Origin of the sequence: Companilactobacillus allii (assembly GCF_001971585.1) — a bacterium.
Taxonomy (GTDB): domain Bacteria; phylum Bacillota; class Bacilli; order Lactobacillales; family Lactobacillaceae; genus Companilactobacillus; species Companilactobacillus allii.
Genome location: NZ_CP019323.1, coordinates 2,281,125 through 2,300,587, shown reverse-complemented (window position 1 = coordinate 2,300,587; position 19,463 = coordinate 2,281,125). Strand labels below are relative to the sequence as shown.

23 protein-coding genes are annotated in these 19,463 nt (G+C 36.0%); 19 read left to right on the top strand and 4 right to left on the bottom strand.

The genetic code is table 11. The features are described from left to right. The first annotated feature begins 7 nt into the window (after window positions 1-7). From BTM29_RS11380 to BTM29_RS11305, 17 genes are all read left to right on the top strand, one after another. Window positions 8-310 carry a head-tail connector protein gene (locus BTM29_RS11380; protein WP_076617890.1) on the top strand — a complete coding sequence of 101 codons (303 nt, stop codon included), beginning with the start codon at window positions 8-10 and terminating at the stop codon, window positions 308-310. Further along, entirely contained in the window at window positions 297-605 is a 309-nt protein-coding gene (locus tag BTM29_RS11375; RefSeq protein ID WP_076617887.1) for a hypothetical protein, read from the top strand. The genes BTM29_RS11380 and BTM29_RS11375 overlap by 14 nt, the downstream gene beginning before the upstream one ends. Then, complete coding sequence (locus tag BTM29_RS11370) at window positions 592-954, top strand: HK97 gp10 family phage protein (RefSeq protein ID WP_076617883.1); 363 nt, start codon at window positions 592-594, stop codon at window positions 952-954. Before BTM29_RS11375 ends, BTM29_RS11370 begins: the two co-directional genes overlap by 14 nt. After that, window positions 951-1,271, top strand: a complete 321-nt coding sequence (locus BTM29_RS11365) for a hypothetical protein (protein ID WP_076617880.1) — start codon at window positions 951-953, stop codon at window positions 1,269-1,271. The genes BTM29_RS11370 and BTM29_RS11365 overlap by 4 nt, the downstream gene beginning before the upstream one ends. 17 nt (window positions 1,272-1,288) lie before the next feature. Continuing rightward, window positions 1,289-1,888 carry a major tail protein gene (locus tag BTM29_RS11360; RefSeq protein ID WP_076617876.1) on the top strand — a complete coding sequence of 200 codons (600 nt, stop codon included), beginning with the start codon at window positions 1,289-1,291 and terminating at the stop codon, window positions 1,886-1,888. Between the two features lie 55 nt (window positions 1,889-1,943). Beyond that, window positions 1,944-2,291 (top strand): hypothetical protein, encoded by a 348-nt coding sequence (locus BTM29_RS11355; protein ID WP_076617873.1) that lies wholly within the window; start codon window positions 1,944-1,946, stop codon window positions 2,289-2,291. 83 nt (window positions 2,292-2,374) lie between these two features. Continuing rightward, on the top strand, window positions 2,375-2,500 hold the full coding sequence (locus tag BTM29_RS13100; protein WP_257787690.1) for a hypothetical protein: 126 nt from the start codon (window positions 2,375-2,377) through the stop codon (window positions 2,498-2,500). Between the two features lie 12 nt (window positions 2,501-2,512). Next, window positions 2,513-5,470 carry a tape measure protein gene (locus BTM29_RS11350; protein WP_076617869.1) on the top strand — a complete coding sequence of 986 codons (2,958 nt, stop codon included), beginning with the start codon at window positions 2,513-2,515 and terminating at the stop codon, window positions 5,468-5,470. Further along, window positions 5,467-6,177, top strand: coding sequence for a hypothetical protein (locus tag BTM29_RS11345; RefSeq protein WP_076617866.1), 711 nt, complete (start codon window positions 5,467-5,469; stop codon window positions 6,175-6,177). The genes BTM29_RS11350 and BTM29_RS11345 overlap by 4 nt, the downstream gene beginning before the upstream one ends. A 1-nt stretch (window position 6,178) precedes the next feature. Beyond that, window positions 6,179-9,589, top strand: coding sequence for a hypothetical protein (locus BTM29_RS11340; protein WP_076617863.1), 3,411 nt, complete (start codon window positions 6,179-6,181; stop codon window positions 9,587-9,589). After that, a complete protein-coding gene (locus BTM29_RS11335) occupies window positions 9,589-9,792 on the top strand; it encodes a hypothetical protein (RefSeq protein WP_076617858.1) in 204 nt (67 codons plus the stop codon). The genes BTM29_RS11340 and BTM29_RS11335 overlap by 1 nt, the downstream gene beginning before the upstream one ends. Beyond that, the gene (locus BTM29_RS11330; protein WP_076617855.1) at window positions 9,792-10,013 is read left to right on the top strand and encodes a hypothetical protein; all 222 of its coding nucleotides are present in this window, start codon (window positions 9,792-9,794) and stop codon (window positions 10,011-10,013) included. The genes BTM29_RS11335 and BTM29_RS11330 overlap by 1 nt, the downstream gene beginning before the upstream one ends. Then, window positions 10,006-11,442 (top strand): hypothetical protein, encoded by a 1,437-nt coding sequence (locus tag BTM29_RS11325; RefSeq protein ID WP_076617851.1) that lies wholly within the window; start codon window positions 10,006-10,008, stop codon window positions 11,440-11,442. Before BTM29_RS11330 ends, BTM29_RS11325 begins: the two co-directional genes overlap by 8 nt. Continuing rightward, the gene (locus BTM29_RS11320; RefSeq protein WP_076617848.1) at window positions 11,432-11,728 is read left to right on the top strand and encodes an XkdX family protein; all 297 of its coding nucleotides are present in this window, start codon (window positions 11,432-11,434) and stop codon (window positions 11,726-11,728) included. Before BTM29_RS11325 ends, BTM29_RS11320 begins: the two co-directional genes overlap by 11 nt. Before the next feature lie 15 nt (window positions 11,729-11,743). Further along, on the top strand, window positions 11,744-12,043 hold the full coding sequence (locus tag BTM29_RS11315) for a hypothetical protein (RefSeq protein ID WP_076617843.1): 300 nt from the start codon (window positions 11,744-11,746) through the stop codon (window positions 12,041-12,043). Beyond that, a complete protein-coding gene (locus tag BTM29_RS11310) occupies window positions 12,030-12,248 on the top strand; it encodes a phage holin (protein WP_076617839.1) in 219 nt (72 codons plus the stop codon). The genes BTM29_RS11315 and BTM29_RS11310 overlap by 14 nt, the downstream gene beginning before the upstream one ends. Window position 12,249: 1 nt before the next feature. Continuing rightward, complete coding sequence (locus BTM29_RS11305) at window positions 12,250-13,293, top strand: N-acetylmuramoyl-L-alanine amidase (RefSeq protein ID WP_076617836.1); 1,044 nt, start codon at window positions 12,250-12,252, stop codon at window positions 13,291-13,293. 656 nt (window positions 13,294-13,949) lie between these two features. On the opposite strand, the gene BTM29_RS11300 is transcribed toward BTM29_RS11305, so the two are convergent. The 4 genes from BTM29_RS11300 to BTM29_RS11290 all read right to left on the bottom strand — a co-directional run bounded on the left by BTM29_RS11300 (window position 13,950) and on the right by BTM29_RS11290 (window position 15,738). After that, window positions 13,950-14,135, bottom strand: coding sequence for a hypothetical protein (locus tag BTM29_RS11300; protein WP_076617833.1), 186 nt, complete (start codon window positions 14,133-14,135; stop codon window positions 13,950-13,952). Between the two features lie 4 nt (window positions 14,136-14,139). Next, window positions 14,140-14,265, bottom strand: coding sequence for a hypothetical protein (locus BTM29_RS13095; RefSeq protein ID WP_257787689.1), 126 nt, complete (start codon window positions 14,263-14,265; stop codon window positions 14,140-14,142). A 585-nt stretch (window positions 14,266-14,850) separates the two neighbouring features. Further along, on the bottom strand, window positions 14,851-15,060 hold the full coding sequence (locus BTM29_RS11295) for a hypothetical protein (protein ID WP_076617829.1): 210 nt from the start codon (window positions 15,058-15,060) through the stop codon (window positions 14,851-14,853). Beyond that, complete coding sequence (locus tag BTM29_RS11290) at window positions 15,061-15,738, bottom strand: CPBP family intramembrane glutamic endopeptidase (protein ID WP_076617826.1); 678 nt, start codon at window positions 15,736-15,738, stop codon at window positions 15,061-15,063. It abuts the gene before it with no gap. A 93-nt stretch (window positions 15,739-15,831) separates the two neighbouring features. Between BTM29_RS11290 and BTM29_RS11285 the strand changes: the two genes are divergently transcribed. Continuing rightward, window positions 15,832-17,553, top strand: coding sequence for an ABC transporter ATP-binding protein (locus tag BTM29_RS11285; RefSeq protein WP_076617823.1), 1,722 nt, complete (start codon window positions 15,832-15,834; stop codon window positions 17,551-17,553). Continuing rightward, on the top strand, window positions 17,553-19,424 hold the full coding sequence (locus BTM29_RS11280) for an ABC transporter ATP-binding protein (protein ID WP_076617820.1): 1,872 nt from the start codon (window positions 17,553-17,555) through the stop codon (window positions 19,422-19,424). Before BTM29_RS11285 ends, BTM29_RS11280 begins: the two co-directional genes overlap by 1 nt. Window positions 19,425-19,463: the final 39 nt, after the last annotated feature.

Below are 19,463 nucleotides of genomic sequence, written 5' to 3'. Positions count from 1 at the left end.
TGGTTAGATGAGTGAAACCAATGAAATATATGAACTGGTCAAAGCCACCCTAAGGGTGACTACCGACGACGAGAATATTCAAAATGAGATTCAGGCATGTATTGATGGTGCTATTGATGATCTAAAAACAGCAGGGGTTCCAATTAAAATAGCAGAAGACACCGATAACCCCCTCGTAAAACAGGCGGTTATTTTTTATGCCAAGTCTGTATTTGGTTATGACAATCCTGATGCAGCACGTTTTAATGGACTTTACGAGATGAAGAAAAATGTGCTTGCAGAAATGGGTGATATCAATGCGGACGAATGACATTATCTATCTACTACATACAGGTTATACGGAAGATGATTTAATGAATCAGATTCCGTTCACTGAGCGTAGAAAAGTTTATGCCAACAAGCTTGCTCTGGGAGCTAACGAATTTAGTGCAGCTGGTCAAAATGGTTTGAAACCCGCTAAAGCATTTAAGATACATGCTTTTGAATATTCTAATGAATCACATATTGAGTATAAAAAAGAGAAATACCACATTTACAGAATTGCTGAAAATGGTGATAAGACAACGCTTTACTGCGAAAGGAGTGTTGGCGATGGCAAAGATTAGTATTGATGACTTGAGTTCAGAAATTACTAAGTATCTTAAGGAATATAACTCAGATGTAACTAAGAAATTGGAAGTATCTAAGAAAAAGGTTGCTAGTGATGGTGTCAGTGAGCTGAAATCTAATTCACCACGAAGAACTGGCGGTTATGCAAGTGGCTGGTCACAACGTAAGAATGGTAATGCAAGAGTCATTTATAACAGAACGCACGCTTCACTAACTCACTTGCTTGAGAATGGTCATGCTAATCGGGACGGAGGCCGTACTGCTGGAATTCCACATATCGCACCTGTAGAGCAACATGTAATTGAAGAATTTGAGGCTGAAGTAAAGCGAGATGTTCAATCATGAAATTAATTGATTTTGCTAAGGAGCTCAAATCTGAAACAGGATTACCGCTTGCATATTATGAGTTCAAACCGGGCCAACAACCAGAATTACCTTATTTAGTTTATCTAGTTAAGGGCAATGATCCTACTTTCGCAGATAACAAAAACTATGCAGATTTTCAAGAAATAGATGTAGAACTTTATACAGATAAAAAAGATTTGGCCAGTGAAGAATTAATCACTGGTTTTTTTGATGCTCACGAAATTCCATTTGTGACTTATGAATCATGGATTGAGAGCGAAAAAATGTTTGAAGTTCTGTATCAAATAACGATTTAAAAAAAGGAGATATTTAAATGGCAGATACAGAAACAGTAGTTGAAAATAAAGTCAACTATGGTATTAAAAATGTACACTGGCACACAATTACCGATTCCGGAACAGGGCTTATTTATGGTCCAGGAAAATTGTGGATTGGCGCTAGTGAAATTGAGTTGGATCCTGAAGGCGATATGGTAAAGGTTTATGCCGACGATAAAATTTACTACACCGCTTCAAATAATCAAGGCTATACAGGTAAGTTAAGTATTTATCAAATTCCACAAGATTTGGAAGCCTATATTCTTGGCAACATTGTAGATGAGAAAGGTCAAGTTATTGAGAATGTTGATACTAAGCCAAATGCAATCGGATTGAGTTTTGAATTTGACGGAGACGTTAAAGCAACAAGACACTTCCTATTCAATAACACTTTTTCACGTCCTAAGATTTCATCTGAAACTAAGACAGAAAAAGCTGAGCCAAAAGCACAAGAACTTGAATTTACTTCAATCGCTGACCCTTATACTGGTAATGTTAAGACTAAAACAGCTTTAAATGCACCAGCAGAGGTCTATGACAGCTGGTATGAAAAAGCAGCAGGAACCATCACATCTGCTACACCTACACCAAAATAGTAAAGACTAGCGGGATTCTTAAATGAGTCCCGCTTTTTTTATAGGAGAAATTAACATGCAAAAAACAATTGAAATCGATAACAAGCAAGTGAAGCTAGTATCTACCGCTGCTACTCCAATCATCTATAGAGCACAGTTTGGTACTGATTTCTTTGCCGATTTAATGAAGATGCAGAAGGCTATTCCAGCAAATAAACCACAAGAAAAATGGACAAGAAAGGATATGGACAACTTAGATTTGATGCCATTTTATCAATTCTTATGGGCAACAGCTAAAGGAGCAGACAAGAAGCTTCCTGATCTAGTTGATTGGTTATCTGAATTTGACTCTTTGGATATCAGTGAGGTTCTACCAGAAATTCAAGATTTAATTGAGAATTCTATTTCAGGAAAAAAAGCCTAGATAGCAAATACGAGTCGGACGAACCAATAGACACAGATACATATCTTGAAATATGTAAGCGTATTGGGCTATCAACTATAGAAATGCGTGATTTAACAGTTGGTCAAGTCCAAGACCTGATTGTTGAATACGTCAAAGCTAATGATACAGAACACAAAACACAAAAGGGTGTCAGACAAGCTACTCAAGCTGACTTTGATGCTTTTTAGAAAGGAGGAAAAATGGCAAATCGAATTAAAGGTATAACAATTGAAATTGACGGTGATACTAAAGGACTTGATAAAGCCCTTAAGTCAATCACTGACCAATCCGTTAAAGTCAGCAGTGAATTAAAAGATGTTAATAGATTATTGAAATTGAATCCGGGCAACGTTGAATTAGTTTCACAGAAGCAACAATTGCTAAGTAAAGCTGTTGAAACTACTTCTGAAAAGTTAGGTGCTTTAAAGAAAGCTCAAGAACAGGTTGACCAACAATTTAAGAATGGTGATATCGGTGCTGATCAATATCGTGATTTCCAACGTGAAATTGTTGCTACAGAAGGCTCACTCAAAGGCTACAAGAACCAATTGAGTAATCTATCCGGTGAGCAGAAATCTTTAAGTACCAATACCGAACGATTAAAGAACTACTTCACTGCCACTAAAACTTCTGTGGAAGATTATTCTTCTGTACTTGGTTCACGATTAACCAATGCTATTAAGAATGGAACTGCCAGTTCTGAACAGATGCAAACAGCATTACAGAAAATCGCTAGGGAAGCTGGTATCAGTGCACAAGATTTAGGCAAGCTAGAAAGTGCACTAGACGGTGTCGATAGTAATGCTGGCGGTATTTCAAATGTTAAAAGTAAGATTGATGAATTAGGTGGTAGTTCAACTAATGTTTCAAGAGATGTAAAAGGTCTTGGAGACGCTGGAGAAGATGCGGCAAGCAAATTTGAAAGTTTCAAAAAGACTTTTTCTTTTGGAACTGTTTTCAGTATGGCACAATCAGTATTTCAATCAGTTAAGAATAGTCTTAGTGAATTGGGTCAAGAAGCTATGACTGATTCAGATTCATTGGACAAGTTCAAATCAACAATGAAGTTTTCTGGTGCTGGTTCTGCTGAAATTAAGAAGACTACTGCCGAAATGAAGAAATATGCTGATGACACAGTTTATGATTTAGGGACCGTATCAAATACTACTGCGCAGTTAGCTTCAAATGGTATTAACAATTATGAAGGATTGACGGAAGCCGCAGGTAACTTAAATGCGGTAGCTGGTGGTAATCAAGATACGTTTAGCTCAGTTGCCATGGTGCTAACTCAGACAGCTGGTGCTGGTAAGCTGACCACAGAAAATTGGAATCAATTAGCTGATGCTATTCCTGGTGCTTCTGGTAAGTTACAAGAAGCAATGAAAAAGAATGGTGATTACACTGGTAATTTCCGTGATGCAATGGCAAAAGGCGAGATCACTTCTGACGAGTTTAACAAAGCAATCATGCAACTTGGTAATAAACCTGTTGCGGTTGAAGCTGCTAAGAGTACAAAGACTTTTGAAGGTGCTATTGGTAACTTGCAAGCTGGTGCCGAAACAGCAATCATGAAGATTATTGATTCATTCGGTAAGAAAAATCTTACTGATTCAATTAATAAACTCGGTGATGTGACTGTTAAAGCATTGAATCAAGTTAAGAAAATTGTTGACTTTGTTAAACAAAATAGTGGCGCATTTAAGGCTTTAGGCGTGGCTGTTGGTGCAGCAGTTGTAGCATTCAAAGGTATGCAAGCTATTAACGCAATTGTTAAAACAATGCAGACGTTCAATAGTCTTACAAAAATTGGAACGGGTATTCAAGCAGCGTTTAATACTGTAATGAGTTTAAATCCATATGTCTTAGCAGCTACTGCTATTGCCGCACTAGTAGCTGGATTGGTTTACTTCTTTACCAAAACTAAGGCCGGCCAACAAATTGTACAAAATGTTACTAAGGCTATTCAGACGGCTTGGACAAATGTTAAGAATTTTCTAACTCCAATTTTTCAATCAATTGGCGATGCTGCTAAAAATATTTGGAATGGAATGGTCAACACTCTCACTCCAATAATCGATACGATCAAGCGAGTTTTTCAACTCGGATTTATGACAGTAGTTTCAATCATTCAAGGTATTTGGCTGATAATCACTACTATTTTTCAGACTTCATTTAATATCTGGAATGCAATTTTCACCAATATTGGTAATGCGTTCAAAGCAATTTGGACAGGAATTCAGGGATTCGTTCAACCGATTTTGACCACGATTGTGAATGTTGTTTCTACAGGATTCAATGCTATCGTAACTACAGTGAGCACGGTCCTAGCACCAATAGTTTCATTCGTTGGCAACGTGTGGAATAGTGTGAAGTCAATTACTTCCAGTGTTTTGAACTCTGTTAAATCAGTAGTTTCAAGTGTTTGGAATAACATTAAATCGGTTATTTCTACAGTTGCTAATTCAGTTAAGTCTGTTGTTAGTTCTGCTTGGAATGGCGTTAAGTCTGTAACATCAAGTGTTATGAACGCAGTTAAATCTGTTGTATCCAATATTTGGAATGGTATCAAATCAACGATTACTAATGTTGTAAATGCTGTTAAGTCGGTAGTTTCATCAGGTTGGAACGCTATTAAATCTGTGACTTCATCAGTTTGGAATGGAATTAAGTCAGCGATGGTAACACCAGTTCAAGCTGCTAAGAGTACGATTTCTGGAATTGTTTCAGCTATTAAAGGATTCTTTAGCGGTATGCATTTGAGAATCCCTAAAATTAGTTTGCCAGCTATGCCTCATTTCAGTATTTCGGGTGGATTTGATTTGAAGAAGATGACAGTTCCACATCTAAATGTTAAGTGGTACGCCAAAGGTGCAGTGTTCAAGAAGCCTACATTATTTAATGGACCAACTGGAGTTTCGGGAGCTGGCGAGGCTGGCCCTGAGGCAATGCTTCCACTTAATAAATCAACACTAAGTATGATTGGTGATCAGATTAGCAAGAATATGAAATCAGCACCAATTATCAATATTAATGTTTCAGTAGATGGGAACACTAATGATAAAGATTTAGCTAACAGAATTGCTGGAATGATTGAAGAAAAACAGCGACAAATGTTTAACAACACATCAGACGCATTTGGAGGTGGTTCAATAGTATGATAAAAGGAGACTTTTTAATAAACGGAAAAACAGGGATGTTAGGCTTGCATTCATTTCTTGAATCCTATCCAATTATTTCAATTCCAAAAATGAAGAAAACAATGGAACAAATTGAGGGTGCTAACTTTCAATCTATCCTTAATGAAGATTCTTACGACAATCGTAGCGTCGAGTTACACATAGTTGTTCAAGCAGACAATGAACTTGACCGTACAATGCGTGTGTCAGCACTGATATCCGCATTCAATTCGCCTGATTATGTGGGATTCACATATTATGGCGAGCCAAATTTTGTTTACTATATTACAAATGCTGAAGAAGTAACTCAGTCAAGAGTTACTCGAACAAGCTACTGGACGGCATTAGTTTTTAAATTGACAGCTAAAGCATTCAAATATTATGAGCCAGAAGTTAGTTATGAGGTTAATGGCAGCCTAACATTAGAGAATAAGTTTTCTTATGCTTCCCGGCCACTAATTAAATTCAATTCAGGTGGCTCACTTGCTATTAATTCAGATACATTCAATTACACATTGCCGAGCGGCGGCGCCACTGTGGACGCGTTGGAGGAACAGCAAGACGTTTATACTGACACGGGTTTAGTTGATAATGCGTTTGATATGGCACAGGAATTTCCACAATTATATCCAGGTACTAATACTATAACTGCCGATGCAACAATCTGGCCAAGATGGAGGACAATTTAAAATGAAACCAGTATTACTTAATTCAATAAATGATTATCCAAAATCTGGATTAGGCAGGATAACCACAGCAAGTAATCAACAGGTGCATGAAGTTTTCAACGGTGACTATACATTTAGCTTCGATATGCTGGTTACTGATAAGCTATTTAAGAAAATTAAAACTGAAATGATTATTGCTACGTCTGTATCTAAAATTGATACGGACTTTTTTTATATTAAAAGTTTGGCCGTAAAAAGTCCTGGAATTATAACTGTCAGCTGTAGTCATGTCACAATGTTTACTAATGAGAATTATGTCAAAGGAAAATTAAGTATTGATGGCAAGAAGGTCAAAGATATTCTTTCTGAAATGACTGGCATGCTTGATTTACCAAGTCAAAAGTTCACTTATTCAACTGATATCGATAAGATAATTGGTAAGACTGATGTTGTCTATGAGAATGACAACCCTGGTCAAATTTTAATAGGTGAAACAAATTCTCTTACAAGCATTTTAGATGCCAGACTTGTTAGAAAAGGATTATCACTAAAGCTGACCAAGAAAAATACAGATAAGTACATTGATTTACGAAAAGGTAAAAATATATCTGGTGTAACTATTAATAAGAGTATTGATGCCTTAACTACTTCAATAGTTCCGTATTATAAGTATAAAGTTGATCACTCGGATTCAGCTGCCAATGACTGGGGCTACACAATTGAGAAGGTTTCAAATGGTTTGGCCAAAGTCGGAAGTTTCGACATCCCAATTTATTCCGATGATGGGACTAAAACCAAATCCGGATTAACCGCCCAAACTGATTGGAAAGTTGACCGACGTAGAACTAAGAACAACGATATCCAATATCGTGTTGGATTAAACCAATGGGTTGATTCTTCTGATGTAACATTTTCTGGAACGATTGGAACAGTGACATCAAAACCGGTTTCACCAACGTATTCAAACGTTTGGACAGTTAAAAAAATCAGCGATGGAATTGTTAAAGTTGGTAATACGAAAGCAAATGTATTTAATGACTTGGGAAATGCGACAGGTGCCTCATTGAATACAGGAGATTCATATGTAACCGATAGACGTAGAACTTTGATGGGTCAAACCCAGTATCGAGTGGCAACTAATCAGTGGGTTTCGGATACGGCTGTTACATTTTCCGGAAAAATAGGAGATGTAATTCCTAATAAAGTGACGGCTACCAATACAGATGGTTGGACTATTAAACGTATCAACGCCGGTGGTGTTGTGACCGCAGCTAACACAGCAGTCATTTATTCAGATTCCAATGTTGCCAATAAAACACGAGCTGTGGCCACTGGATCACAATGGGCCACCGACCGAATTAGAAGTAAATCAGGTGTAACCCAGTATAGAATTGGTATGGATAATTGGGTTAATGCTTCGGATATGACATTTAAAGGAAGCGTTGGAAGTGTTGTCTCTCAACCAGCTCCAGCCGATACGCCTAACTTTAATTGGTCATATTTTAAAGTTACAAGTGGGACTGTCACAAATAGTAGTGACATTTCTGTTTACGATGATGACTATCAAATGCGTGGTGGAAAACTTAGCGCAAACAATGTATGGAATACTGATTTGCAACGCGTTAGAGGCTCAGTTATTCAGTATAGAATCGGTATGGATATGTGGGTTAACGCTTCTGACATTACTTTAAAAGGTAGTGTCGACTCAAGTGGTACCCAAAGTAACTACACAATTAATTCTGATGGTTGGACTGTTAAAAAAGTTAACGATGGAAATTTAACCATTGGGAATACCTACGCAGAAATATATACCGAGAATAACCAGAAGGTGATTAATCAAGGACTAGCCAAAGCGAGTCAATGGATTGTTGATCGTGTCAGAAGCAAGTCCGGAATAACTCAATATAGAGTTGGATTAAACCAATGGATTGATTCCAAAAGCGGAACTTTCAAGGGTACAATTGGCCAAACAATTTCGGTACCTGCTACGGCTACAACTACCGATGAAGGTGGCTGGAAAGTTGTATCTGTAACATCAGGTATAGCAACCGTTGGTAATGTGCCAGCAGAATTATATAACGATAAAAATGTGATGGTTAACAATCGAATTCTTGAGCCACTTTCCGAATGGTCGGTGGACCGTCAGAGAAATAAAAATGGTATCTATCAGTTTAGAGTTGCTACCAATATGTGGGTGTTGTCCAATGCAGTTTCATTTAAGGGAAGCCTTGGCAAAATAATTTCCGGGGCTACTGATGCTGCCGCTTCAACCACTGATGACGCAGACGATGAACAAATTCAATATGGGCCAGAAGTTAATTCGCCTTTAAAAAATAATTATAAAATGGCTCATCGAAAATACGTCGATTACTCATCAAGAGTTGATAACTTATATGATTTAGTCGATGTTTCAAACAATTATTTCATTGAAAATCCTAATGTTGATAAACCAACTTACACTATTTCTATTGATGTTGTAAACGCTGGTCAAAAGAGAGTTCAAGAAGCAAATATCGGTGACATTGCTAGAATTTACGATAAAGATTACGGTTTGGCCACTGATGAGACCATTGTGGAACGCTATTTTGACCCCGATTTAATGACTAATAAGACTGTTAAGGCTGGGAATATTCAACAAACTATTTTCATGTATTTGGACAAACGAATAAAAGAAGAAGCCAAAAAGTCACAATCAAGCATTGCTAAAACCGGCGTTGACATTGTTGATGCAACTAACAGTATTACTGACAACATCAGCGATTTGGGTGAAGATGTTCAATCGAATTATGATACTATTGATGATACATTTAATGGGAAAATTGATGACGTTGAAAAGAAAGCTCAAGAACAAGTTGAGTCAGTTAAAACCGATGTTAATAATACAAAAATCAGCCTAAGCAATTTCATGAATTCTGGCGGAACTAATAAGTTAAGATGGATACCATCTTTAGCCGAAGCCACACAATTGGAAATACAAACTGACTACGGGTACTGGCTGCTTGATGATCACGGTGCAGGATTCCATTCAACCAATGGAACTGTGAAAGCTGGTTTGGGTGCTGACGGGCGTGTTTATGCAGATTCATTAACAACTAATGTACTGACTGGTACTACTATCAATGGTGGGAATATTAATTCTGGTACGTTGAATTCAGTGACAATCAATAGTGCAAAAATTGTTGGTAGTTCAAGTTTACAAATTAAAAACTCAGCTGGTAATATCAGTACTTCAATTGCCAATTATGGTATCACAACACCAGCCATGACGGTTGGCCACCTAGATGGTGTCAACACAATTTCTACAAGCAAAATCAATGTAAGTAGAACTGGAACAATTAAATATCTACATATTGCAAGTGGTGGAAATATCTCATGTGATGGTGGAGGTCTGTATTTAGCTGGCCCAGTATATGTAGATGGAAGAAGGATCTAATGAAAAAATTAAACATACAAAAATTAACGCAAATTGATAGTGGCCAGTTGACTGATAGATATGAGTCAGATTACATGACACTTCTAAAAGAGAAGAATATTTTAACCGTTCAAGTTGCAGATTTGCAAAATTTAATTAATCAAATTTACGAAAATAGTCCGGAAGCAATTCCAGAAGGATATTTAACGGAGGATAAAAAATAATGGCTTTAACAACAAGCAAGACGATATATTTAAATGGAAATAGTAAAGATGGTGATACTATTTTGGCCAACTTTAATGCGACATTTGACGGTAACAGTATTGTGAATATCAATGAAAGTCGAATTGTAGAAGGCAGCTCTGATATTGAAGAAGCCGACTTCGCAGAATTTCGAGATTTAGCCAAGAAATTGTCATCAAAAGAGGTGACTGAAAGTGATTAGTGAAGTTAAATTAGATATTAATAAAGCTGGTCAATTTATTAATCGGCCAGTAACGTTACGATCTGGCGATACAGATAATACAATCAAAGCAACTATTTATCAAAATGGGACGCCATACAGTAATTTTAAGACAGCCACCTTCAGCGGTAATCGAAGTGATGGCACGGCAATTGCTAATGATCCTGCAACCATTTCTGGGAATGTTATCACTTATAATGTTGCGCCGGCGGTAACTTCTAAAAATACTAAAATTAGAAACGCATATTTCCTTTTGAACGGAAATATTAGTACTGAGAGCTTTGAAGTTGTTGTAATTCCGGGAACTATAATAGATGGCGATTTAAAAAGCTATGTTCCGGGCGTTTCTGACGACTTAATCTCACAATTTGAAAATGTTACAAAACAATCAGACGCATATTTGCAAGAATTAAAAAGCAATGTAAAAACGGGAACCAACTCAATTAATGGCTTAAATAGTAAACTGGCTGGGATAACTAGTAGCGTTAATGCATTACAAGGGAAAGTCAATATTGGTGGAGTCAACCTATTGGCCAATGGTGATTTTAGCAATTCGTTAATGAATTGGAATATATATAACGCCGAAAATGGAACAGTCGCCGTTGAGAATGATGAAGCAGGAAATAAAATGCTTCATATTCATTCTAGTAATGGACCAACAGGTATATTTACCAGCTCACCATCATATTATGGATCAAATTCCTTAAAGTCTGGAGAAAGTTGGATTGCAAGTGGCTTAGTTAAAGGTGATGCAACAATTATTAGATTTGGGATTGAAACTGGAAAGTATCCAGAGAATCCATATAAAAATCCCACCGATTCATGGTCAAAAATTGTTTCTAAGAATATTAGGGCAGCAAGCAATAGATTTTGCATTTATATTAGTTCAGGCGATTTGTATGTTAAATTTGTAAAAGTTGAACGCGGAAATATTGAAACTGATTGGACACCAGCTCTAAAAGATGAAGTAAATACTTCTGATACTGCTGATTGGCAAAAGTCTAAGATCACTAAGGATGATGGTTCTTCAAGCATTTCATTGTCAGATAATTCGACTACTGTTGACGTAACTTTTAAATCTTTAATAAGTGGTTTGAAAACTTTTTATATTCAAGGTGACAAGGCAGGCAATACGTTAGGTGATTCTATTAGAGGACAAATCTATAAATCTGATGTTAATAATGGATACGCTTTTGGAGTTACCAATGGTGGAAAAATGTATTTCAAATATATAACTTCTGGTGTTGTTGGATCTTGGCAACAAGTAGCGACGGTGGCAAGTGCGGCACCAGTAGCGGCCATGGCATACACTGCCATGGTTCAGGATGATACAAATAAAACATTGCAAGCTCAAAACTCGCAGATTGCATATAGCTTGATGACTCAAGGAGGTGCAACAGATGCTAAATAATTTAATTACAATTGAAAATATTCGAAATTGGTATGAATCAAAAAATTGGACTGATGAAATGGTTGAAAAGGCTATTGAACTTGGCTTTATCACTGACGATGATTTTACTAAAATTAAAGCTAATATTGAGGCTAAAAAACAATCTATCTTAGATGCTCAAAAAGCTGAAGAGGACAGAATTGAAGCGGAGAAACAGGCTGAGATTGATAGACAAGCAGAATTAGAAAAATCTATGACCGATGAGCCTGTGGAAGATAATACTGAAGATACTGATACCACAGGTTAGGGAAGTGAAAATAATATGCCACCACATACATTTACAGTTTTGGGCTTCACTATCAGTGATTGGGTTGGCATCGCTACGATCACTTCATTGATAATAGCGGCAGTTAGGCGAATCCTGTTTCAGCCGTTGAACGATAAGTTATCAGATTTAAGCAAGGCAATTACAGAATTAAACGCCAATTCTAATAAAGCTCATAGTGATTTGAAAGACAAGATTGAAGAAAATCATTTAGATATTGAAAGACATGATATCGAAATTGGTTTTCTATATGACAAAAATAATTTGAATAGGAGAAAGAAAAATGAAGACAAATAAATTATCAATAGATTGGCACTCCAAAGTATGGTGGGTGTCATTGATATCAATTCTGTTAGTGCTGGTACAGCAAGTACTGGCACTTTTTAATATCCAATTACCAGCTGAATTATCTGGCCAAGTTATGGATATTGTTAACTCACTATTAGCTGTTGGTGGGTTAGTTGGTATCATTTACGACACTTCAAAACCAAAAGAGGGATAATATGAAAAACAAAATAAATATCTTAGGTCTGCTAGTAATTTTAGCAGGCTTTTTTCTTGCACCAGTAACTGTTGATGCTGATGTTAATTCTGACTTCAATATTAATCAGAATTATGCTCTGGGAGCTTATCAGGGTGATTCACGACAAGCATATAGAAACTATATTATCTTACATGAATCGGGCAATCAGAATGATGTGAATGACACTAATGCTGTGTTGCACGAAGTACAATTCATGCATAATAATTATTCGAACGCCTATGCTACTTATTTTGTAGGTGGTGGCGGTCAAGTGTATCAAGTAGGACAACCAGGTTATGTAGCTTGGGGAGCCTTGTCAGCTAATCCTTATTCGCCAGTTCAAATTGAATTAGCACGTACAGCTGACCGTAATACATTCAATGCTGATTACCACACTTACGTTAACCTAGCCAGATATTGGGCTAACTACTACGGTATCCCATTAACTTTGGACGGCTATGGTAACGGTATTAAGTCACACTTGTGGGTAACTAACAACTATGGTGGCGACCATCAAGACCCTTACGGCTATCTTGCTAGCTGGGGTATAACTAAACAGAGGTTAGCTGAAGACTTACTACATGGCTTCTATTCAACACCTACAGCCACAGTTATACGTGATGCTGTGACAATTAAAGACGGTCCAACAACTGGTATAGCTGGTTGGAATTCTAAAGGTAAAATTATACCTGGTAGCAATACTAAATTACGTAATGATACAGCTTGGAAGACTAGTTATCTGACAACGGTCAATGGTTTGCCAATGTACAGAATTGCTACAGACGAGTACATTCCAAAGAAATACACTTCTGAAGCTAACTTAGTAACTATCAACGCCATATCTGGTGTCAATGCTGTGGATTCAACAGGTAAGCAGATTTCGGACAGTCGCAAAACTTTCACTGATCAATCTAAGTGGAAGACTAACGACCGTCCACATTGGATTAATGGAAAGTTATACTTACAAGTTGCTACTAATCAATACATAGATACTTATTACACAATCGGTGGCGGAAACAGATAATTAAATATTTGATTATGCTGTATTGAGTTAGCAACTCGGTAGATATATCTGTATCATATGTATTTGTAAAACCATTCCGATTTTACATAAATAGCCCTCTATCTAATTAATTTTAGGTAGGGGGCTTTTTTATTGGAAATTTTGAGGAATATGTTAACATATAAAAAAGACAGAGGGGCTCAATCCTCTGTCTTCGCACTGCTGTTTAAAATAAAATTGCAATCATGACATCTACTACAATACTAGCCATAAACATTGCAAAGTCAAAACCATGTTTCTTAAAAAAAGTATTAAGTTTTTTCAATTATATGTGCCGTCCTTACTGCGGACTATTTATTCTTTGCTGATCACAAACAACGAGGACAAAGAGCAGTGCTTGTCCCTAATAAAAAATAATATCAAATTATTGTCAAAAACGGAATTGTTTAAAAGCAATAAAAAATTTGACAATGAAGTATAAACTTGTTTTAATTGAGTTGTATTAAGTTTTGAGTTATATTGTGTCGTTCAGTGATTACAAAGCTCAGTAGTCTCTGTTGCCGAAAAGCCTATCTTGCCGTATATCGTCCGTCAAGTAAGGCTTTTTTTGTATATAAAAAAGTAACCCTTTGCCTATTAATTTAGGTGGAGGGTTACTTTTTGAGGGGGATATAATTTTATTTTAATTCTTCTTCACGGATTTTAATCAATTCTTTTAATTCATTGATGTCATCCAAAGTGGCACGTTTCTTAATGAAATTTCTAGCAACTGATCGAGTGTTTAGATATTGTTTTCGTTCCTTATTATCTTCATCCCATTTTTTATTGGCCTTTATACGTGCCTCAGTTAGTTTTTCAGTCATACTGTTACCTCACTATTAAATAAATTATTCCGACTATTGCTAATGCAATTACTAGCCATTGATACCATTTGGTAGGCTTGTTAATTTCAAATGTCATAGTTGTATTCTTACTTTGATATGTTTTTTTCATGAATTAAATCTCCTTAAATGTTATAATTTAAGTGCATAAAGGAAACCCCCTTAGGGGCTTTCCTTTGTCGATTTTATGGAGAACTTTATCAATCCGAAGATGTTTACCGACAATTCGATTGTTAAGGTTCTTTTTTGTTTTCGTAGTTCCATTCGTGTCATCTGTATTGCCTCCCTTCTATATATAATATAATATAATACACTCATATTAGTGTATGGTCAAGTTATTTTGCTAAATAATAAAACTTTTTTGTACAAAAAAATCGCTAGTCAATTAAGACTAACGAAGTCAATTCTGCTCCCTATTTTAAATAGTTGAGCCACGAGATGAGCCACGGGCACATTATAGCGCTTTAAACCCTTGAACACCTTGGTATTGCTAGTGTTTCATAAGTGGGGGATAAACCCCCATACGGGTGATAGTTTGTGATTTATAGGTTAAAACTAAAGACCGATATTAAGGTGTAAAAGCCTTATGTATCGGTCTTTTTGCTTTTAAAAGTTTGCTAGAATCCGCTTGAGATTAACCTTGATTTCATAAATATCCACTGTCATTAAAAATTAGTAAAAATAAAAAGCAACGTTATTAACGTCGCTTAATGAATGCTATATAAAATAGAATGCCAACAAGAATAATTGTATAAACCACACTTATAAGTCCGGCAAATTCCATAATAATCCAACCGGTAATTTTTGAGGATGCCAACAGTAACATGGATAATACACCCCAAATAACAATCTTTCTTAAAACATCTTGATATGCTTCATTTAATTTTCTTTTGTCGTGTTCTTTCATTTATATAAGACCCGATATGATGGCAAGAAAGTTATTCAAGAAGTGAACAGTAATACTTGCCTTAATATTTTTGGTTCGATAGTAGACTGCAGCAAGGATAATACCAAGCAATATCTTTGATAATGCATATATCCAGTCAATATTTGGTGAAAAAGGAGCGTGAACGTATCCAAAGACAATCCCGCTTAATAGAACTGATACTAGTGGATTATTAGCAAAGAACCAATTCATAAATATTCCACGGAAAATGATTTCCTCCAGAATTGGAGCGACAATTATTGTAAAAAAGACTAGAATAAGCATATTATTCTTACCTACTAATTCTAATGCAGCAACATTGTCGTTAGTGGTTTTCATCAATGGAACAGTTATAATGTTCACCGCAAAAACTAAGATGGTTGCAATTATAATAATGATCCAAGTGGATTTATTAAACTTAATGGATTTGAACTTTTGGGCGCGTTTAAAGACAAGCCATATTATAAATGATGCAATTGCCAATAGTATCAATGTGACAAAAGGTGCAACTTTTAAATAGACAGAATATTTTGGACCTAAGTCTTTTTTTGTCAAAGTAAGTATGGATAATGGAATTTGTTCTGCAATAAATAGTAATATAAATGCTATAATACGAAGCAGTCCTCTTATCGGATTGAGGGTATTAATTTTATTGTTCAATGGGTATACCACCTTATTGATAATTATTATTAGTATTTTGTTTTAATAAGTGCTTTAATACTATAATGGGTTTTTTATAAAGGAGTGAATAGATTGTTTAAGATTGCTCGTGGCAGAATCAATTTGTGGCAAGTTCTTGGTGCAGTAGTATTTATGACTATACAGGTCATAACCACATTGTATTTGCCTAACATCACATCTGATATCGTTAATAATGGTGTTTCAACCGGTGATACTAATTATATTATACATGCCGGAACGAAAATGATATTAATTTCGATTGTCAGTGTTATTGCAGCTGTTGGAAATGTTCTAATGGCTGCCCAAGCTTCACAAGGGTTAGGTAAAAAATTAAGATCTGATTTATTTAAAAAGATTTTATTTTTCACGAATGATGAATTTGACAATTTTGATACATCATCGTTAACAACTAGAACTACTAATGATGTTATTCAAATTCAAAACGTTATGATCATGATGCTTCGTATGATGATCATGGCACCTATTATGTTGATAGGTGCAAGTGTTATGGCATACCAAAAGAATTCTGAGATGACCAAGATATTCCTTATCTCAATACCAATTTTAATTGTGTTGGTTGGTTTGGTCATGTTTTTTGCTGTGCCATTGTTCAAAGCAATGCAGAAGAAGACAGATAGATTGAACCTTATCTTCCGTGAAGGTTTAACTGGAGTGCGTGTTATTAGGGCATTTCGTCAAGACGGATTTGAACAAGGACGTTTTGAAGAGGCCAATGCTGATTATACTAACAACGCAATCAAAGTATTTACAATTGTAGCATTGATGTTTCCAATTGTTACTTTGATTATGAGTGGTACCAACGTTGGGATTACTTGGTTGGGAGCTAAGTATATTGCCAATCAATCAATGGAAGTTGGTAATTTGATTGCATTTATGACTTATGCAATGCAGATCCTAATGAGTTTTATGATTTTATCATTAGTATTTGTATTCGTACCTCGTGCTTCAGCATCAGCTGCTCGTATCCAAGAGGTTTTTGCTACTGAAAGTACTATTGATACAGTTGCTAAACCAGCAAAAGTAAAGGATGCTCCATCACTTAGTTTTAGTGACGTTAATTTTAGATATACAGGCGCTGAAAACCTTGCATTGTCTAATTTAAACTTCAAAGTAACCGCAGGTCAAACATTAGCTATTATTGGTGGTACTGGTTCAGGTAAAAGTACCTTGATCAACATGATTCCAAGGTTCTTTGATTCTGAAACAGGTGTCGTAAGTTTAAATGGTACCGACGTAAAAGCCTTGAATACCGAGGATATTAACAAGAGAGTTGCTATGGTTCCACAAAAAGCTATCTTGTTTAAGGGTACGATAAGAACAAATATGACATATGGTAAAGATGATGCAACTGATGACCAAATCTGGCATGCACTTGAAGTTGCTCAAGCGGCTGACTTCGTTAAAGAACTAGATGGTCAACTTGATGCTATTGTTGAACAAGGTGGGGATAACTTCTCTGGTGGTCAAAAGCAACGTTTGGCTATTGCTAGAGCACTTGTTAAAGACGCTTCAATCTATGTCTTTGATGATTCGTTCTCAGCACTTGATTTCAAGACTGATTTAAATCTTAGAACAGCACTTAAAAATGATTCAGCAATCAGTAAATGTGTGGTTGTTATTGTTGGACAAAGAATTTCAACTGTTGCTGATGCAGATCAAATTGTTGTGCTTGATGATGGTAAAATGGTCGGTTTAGGAACACATGAAGAATTGAAAGAAAATAATAAGACTTATCAAGAAATTATTGAGTCCCAGATTAAGGAGGCTAAGTAATGGCTAAAGAAGATACTAAATCTCAACCCAGTGGTGGTCATGGACCAGGACATGGTCCAGGTTTAGTTGTTAAACCAAAGAACTTTTGGAAGACAACAGGTCGTTTAGCAAAATACATGTCAACTTATGTAGTTGGTATCGTCATTGTTTTGGCATTAGCGATTGCTTCAGCTATTTTCCAAATTAGAACTCCTAAGATTTTGGGTGAAGCTACTACTGAGATATACAAAGGAGTTATGACTGGTGCTGCTCAACAAAAAGCAGGTATTCAGGTCAGTCAGTTACCAATTAATTTTACTAAGATTGAACATATAATTTTAATTGTTATGTTGATGTATTTGGCTTCAGCTCTGTTTACATTTTTGCAACAGTTCACAATGACTCGTATATCACAAAAAACAGTTTTTATGTTGAGACGTGATTTAAAAGCAAAGATGGAACGTTTACCAATTGGATATTATGATTCACATTCTAATGGGGATATTATGTCTCGTGCTATCAATGATATGGATAATATTGCCGGTACATTGCAACAAAGTGTTACCCAAGTTGTTACAAGTACAGTTACATTCATTGGTGTTTTGTGGATGATGTTTACTATCAGTTGGAAGTTAACGCTAATTGCATTAGCCACTATTCCAGTTAGTTTGTTGGTTGTTGGTGTTATCGCGCCACAATCACAGAAGTTCTTTAAGAGACAACAAAAGTCACTTGGTTTGTTAAATAATCAAGTTGAAGAGAATTATTCAGGACATGTTGTTGTTAAGAGTTTTAATCATGAGAGTGATTCAATTGAAGTATTCGAAAGTGAAAATGACAAATTATATAAAGCTTCTTGGAAGGCTCAAATGATTTCAGGAATCGTCATGCCACTTATGACATTTTTAAATAATTTAGGTTATGTTTTTGTAGCAATGTATGGTGGTATTTCAGTGGCAAATGGTAATTTACCACTTGGTGATATCCAAGCCTTTCTACAATATATGAACCAGTTTTCACAGCCAATCTCTCAATTGGCTAACTTAACTAATACCATTCAAGCAACCATAGCCTCAGCAGAACGTATCTTTGAGATTATTGATGAACCAGAGATGAATAATGAAAAGGTTGATGTTCCTGATATTGAGACAGAGGATAAGGTTACATTGGATCATGTTGAATTTGGTTATGAAGGTAAACCTATCTTACTTAAAGACTATAATTTACACGTTAAACCAGGAGAAATGGTCGCTATTGTTGGGCCAACTGGTGCAGGTAAGACGACTATCATTAACTTATTAGAGCGTTTCTATGATGTAAGTGGTGGGTCAGTTAAGATCGATGGTAAAGATGTTAGAAATATGACTCGTGAAGAGGTAAGAAAACACTATGCCATGGTTCTTCAAGATACATGGCTCTTTACAGGTTCAATCTATGATAATCTAAAATATAGTAATGAGGATGCAACAAAAGAAGATATCATTGCTGCTGCTAAAGCTGCCCATGTGGATAATTTCGTAAGACAACTTCCAGATGGTTATGACACTGTTCTTAATGAAGAGGCTTCAAATATATCGCAAGGACAACGACAATTAATTACAATTGCCAGAGCCTTTGTTGCTAATCCAGAAATTCTGATTCTTGATGAAGCAACTTCTTCAGTTGATACAAGAACCGAAGTTCATATTCAACATGCTATGGAAAGATTATTGAAGAATAGAACAAGTTTTGTTGTGGCGCACAGATTGTCAACTATACGTGATGCTGACAGTATTATCGTTATGAATCACGGTTCAATTATTGAAACAGGTAACCATGATGAATTAATGGCAAAGAATGGATTCTATGCAGATCTATATAATTCACAATTTGCTGGTAATGTTGCAATGTAAAATGGTATAGAGTGTGACAAAACACGTTCAGTTTTCGTA

What these genes read in the sequence shown, in the direction of transcription:
- BTM29_RS13100 (WP_257787690.1), top strand. Translation starts at nt 2,375, where the DNA reads ATGCGTGATTTAACAGTTGGTCAAGTCCAAGACCTGATTGTTGAATAC.
- BTM29_RS11330 (WP_076617855.1), top strand. Translation starts at nt 9,792, where the DNA reads ATGGCTTTAACAACAAGCAAGACGATATATTTAAATGGAAATAGTAAA.
- BTM29_RS11375 (WP_076617887.1), top strand. Translation starts at nt 297, where the DNA reads ATGCGGACGAATGACATTATCTATCTACTACATACAGGTTATACGGAA.
- BTM29_RS11315 (WP_076617843.1), top strand. Translation starts at nt 11,744, where the DNA reads ATGCCACCACATACATTTACAGTTTTGGGCTTCACTATCAGTGATTGG.
- BTM29_RS11370 (WP_076617883.1), top strand. Translation starts at nt 592, where the DNA reads ATGGCAAAGATTAGTATTGATGACTTGAGTTCAGAAATTACTAAGTAT.
- BTM29_RS11280 (WP_076617820.1), top strand. Translation starts at nt 17,553, where the DNA reads ATGGCTAAAGAAGATACTAAATCTCAACCCAGTGGTGGTCATGGACCA.
- BTM29_RS11360 (WP_076617876.1), top strand. Translation starts at nt 1,289, where the DNA reads ATGGCAGATACAGAAACAGTAGTTGAAAATAAAGTCAACTATGGTATT.
- BTM29_RS11295 (WP_076617829.1), bottom strand. Translation starts at nt 15,060, where the DNA reads ATGAAAGAACACGACAAAAGAAAATTAAATGAAGCATATCAAGATGTT.
- BTM29_RS11350 (WP_076617869.1), top strand. Translation starts at nt 2,513, where the DNA reads ATGGCAAATCGAATTAAAGGTATAACAATTGAAATTGACGGTGATACT.
- BTM29_RS11365 (WP_076617880.1), top strand. Translation starts at nt 951, where the DNA reads ATGAAATTAATTGATTTTGCTAAGGAGCTCAAATCTGAAACAGGATTA.
- BTM29_RS13095 (WP_257787689.1), bottom strand. Translation starts at nt 14,265, where the DNA reads ATGAAAAAAACATATCAAAGTAAGAATACAACTATGACATTTGAAATT.
- BTM29_RS11300 (WP_076617833.1), bottom strand. Translation starts at nt 14,135, where the DNA reads ATGACTGAAAAACTAACTGAGGCACGTATAAAGGCCAATAAAAAATGG.
- BTM29_RS11305 (WP_076617836.1), top strand. Translation starts at nt 12,250, where the DNA reads ATGAAAAACAAAATAAATATCTTAGGTCTGCTAGTAATTTTAGCAGGC.
- BTM29_RS11310 (WP_076617839.1), top strand. Translation starts at nt 12,030, where the DNA reads ATGAAGACAAATAAATTATCAATAGATTGGCACTCCAAAGTATGGTGG.
- BTM29_RS11340 (WP_076617863.1), top strand. Translation starts at nt 6,179, where the DNA reads ATGAAACCAGTATTACTTAATTCAATAAATGATTATCCAAAATCTGGA.
- BTM29_RS11335 (WP_076617858.1), top strand. Translation starts at nt 9,589, where the DNA reads ATGAAAAAATTAAACATACAAAAATTAACGCAAATTGATAGTGGCCAG.
- BTM29_RS11380 (WP_076617890.1), top strand. Translation starts at nt 8, where the DNA reads ATGAGTGAAACCAATGAAATATATGAACTGGTCAAAGCCACCCTAAGG.
- BTM29_RS11320 (WP_076617848.1), top strand. Translation starts at nt 11,432, where the DNA reads ATGCTAAATAATTTAATTACAATTGAAAATATTCGAAATTGGTATGAA.
- BTM29_RS11355 (WP_076617873.1), top strand. Translation starts at nt 1,944, where the DNA reads ATGCAAAAAACAATTGAAATCGATAACAAGCAAGTGAAGCTAGTATCT.
- BTM29_RS11345 (WP_076617866.1), top strand. Translation starts at nt 5,467, where the DNA reads ATGATAAAAGGAGACTTTTTAATAAACGGAAAAACAGGGATGTTAGGC.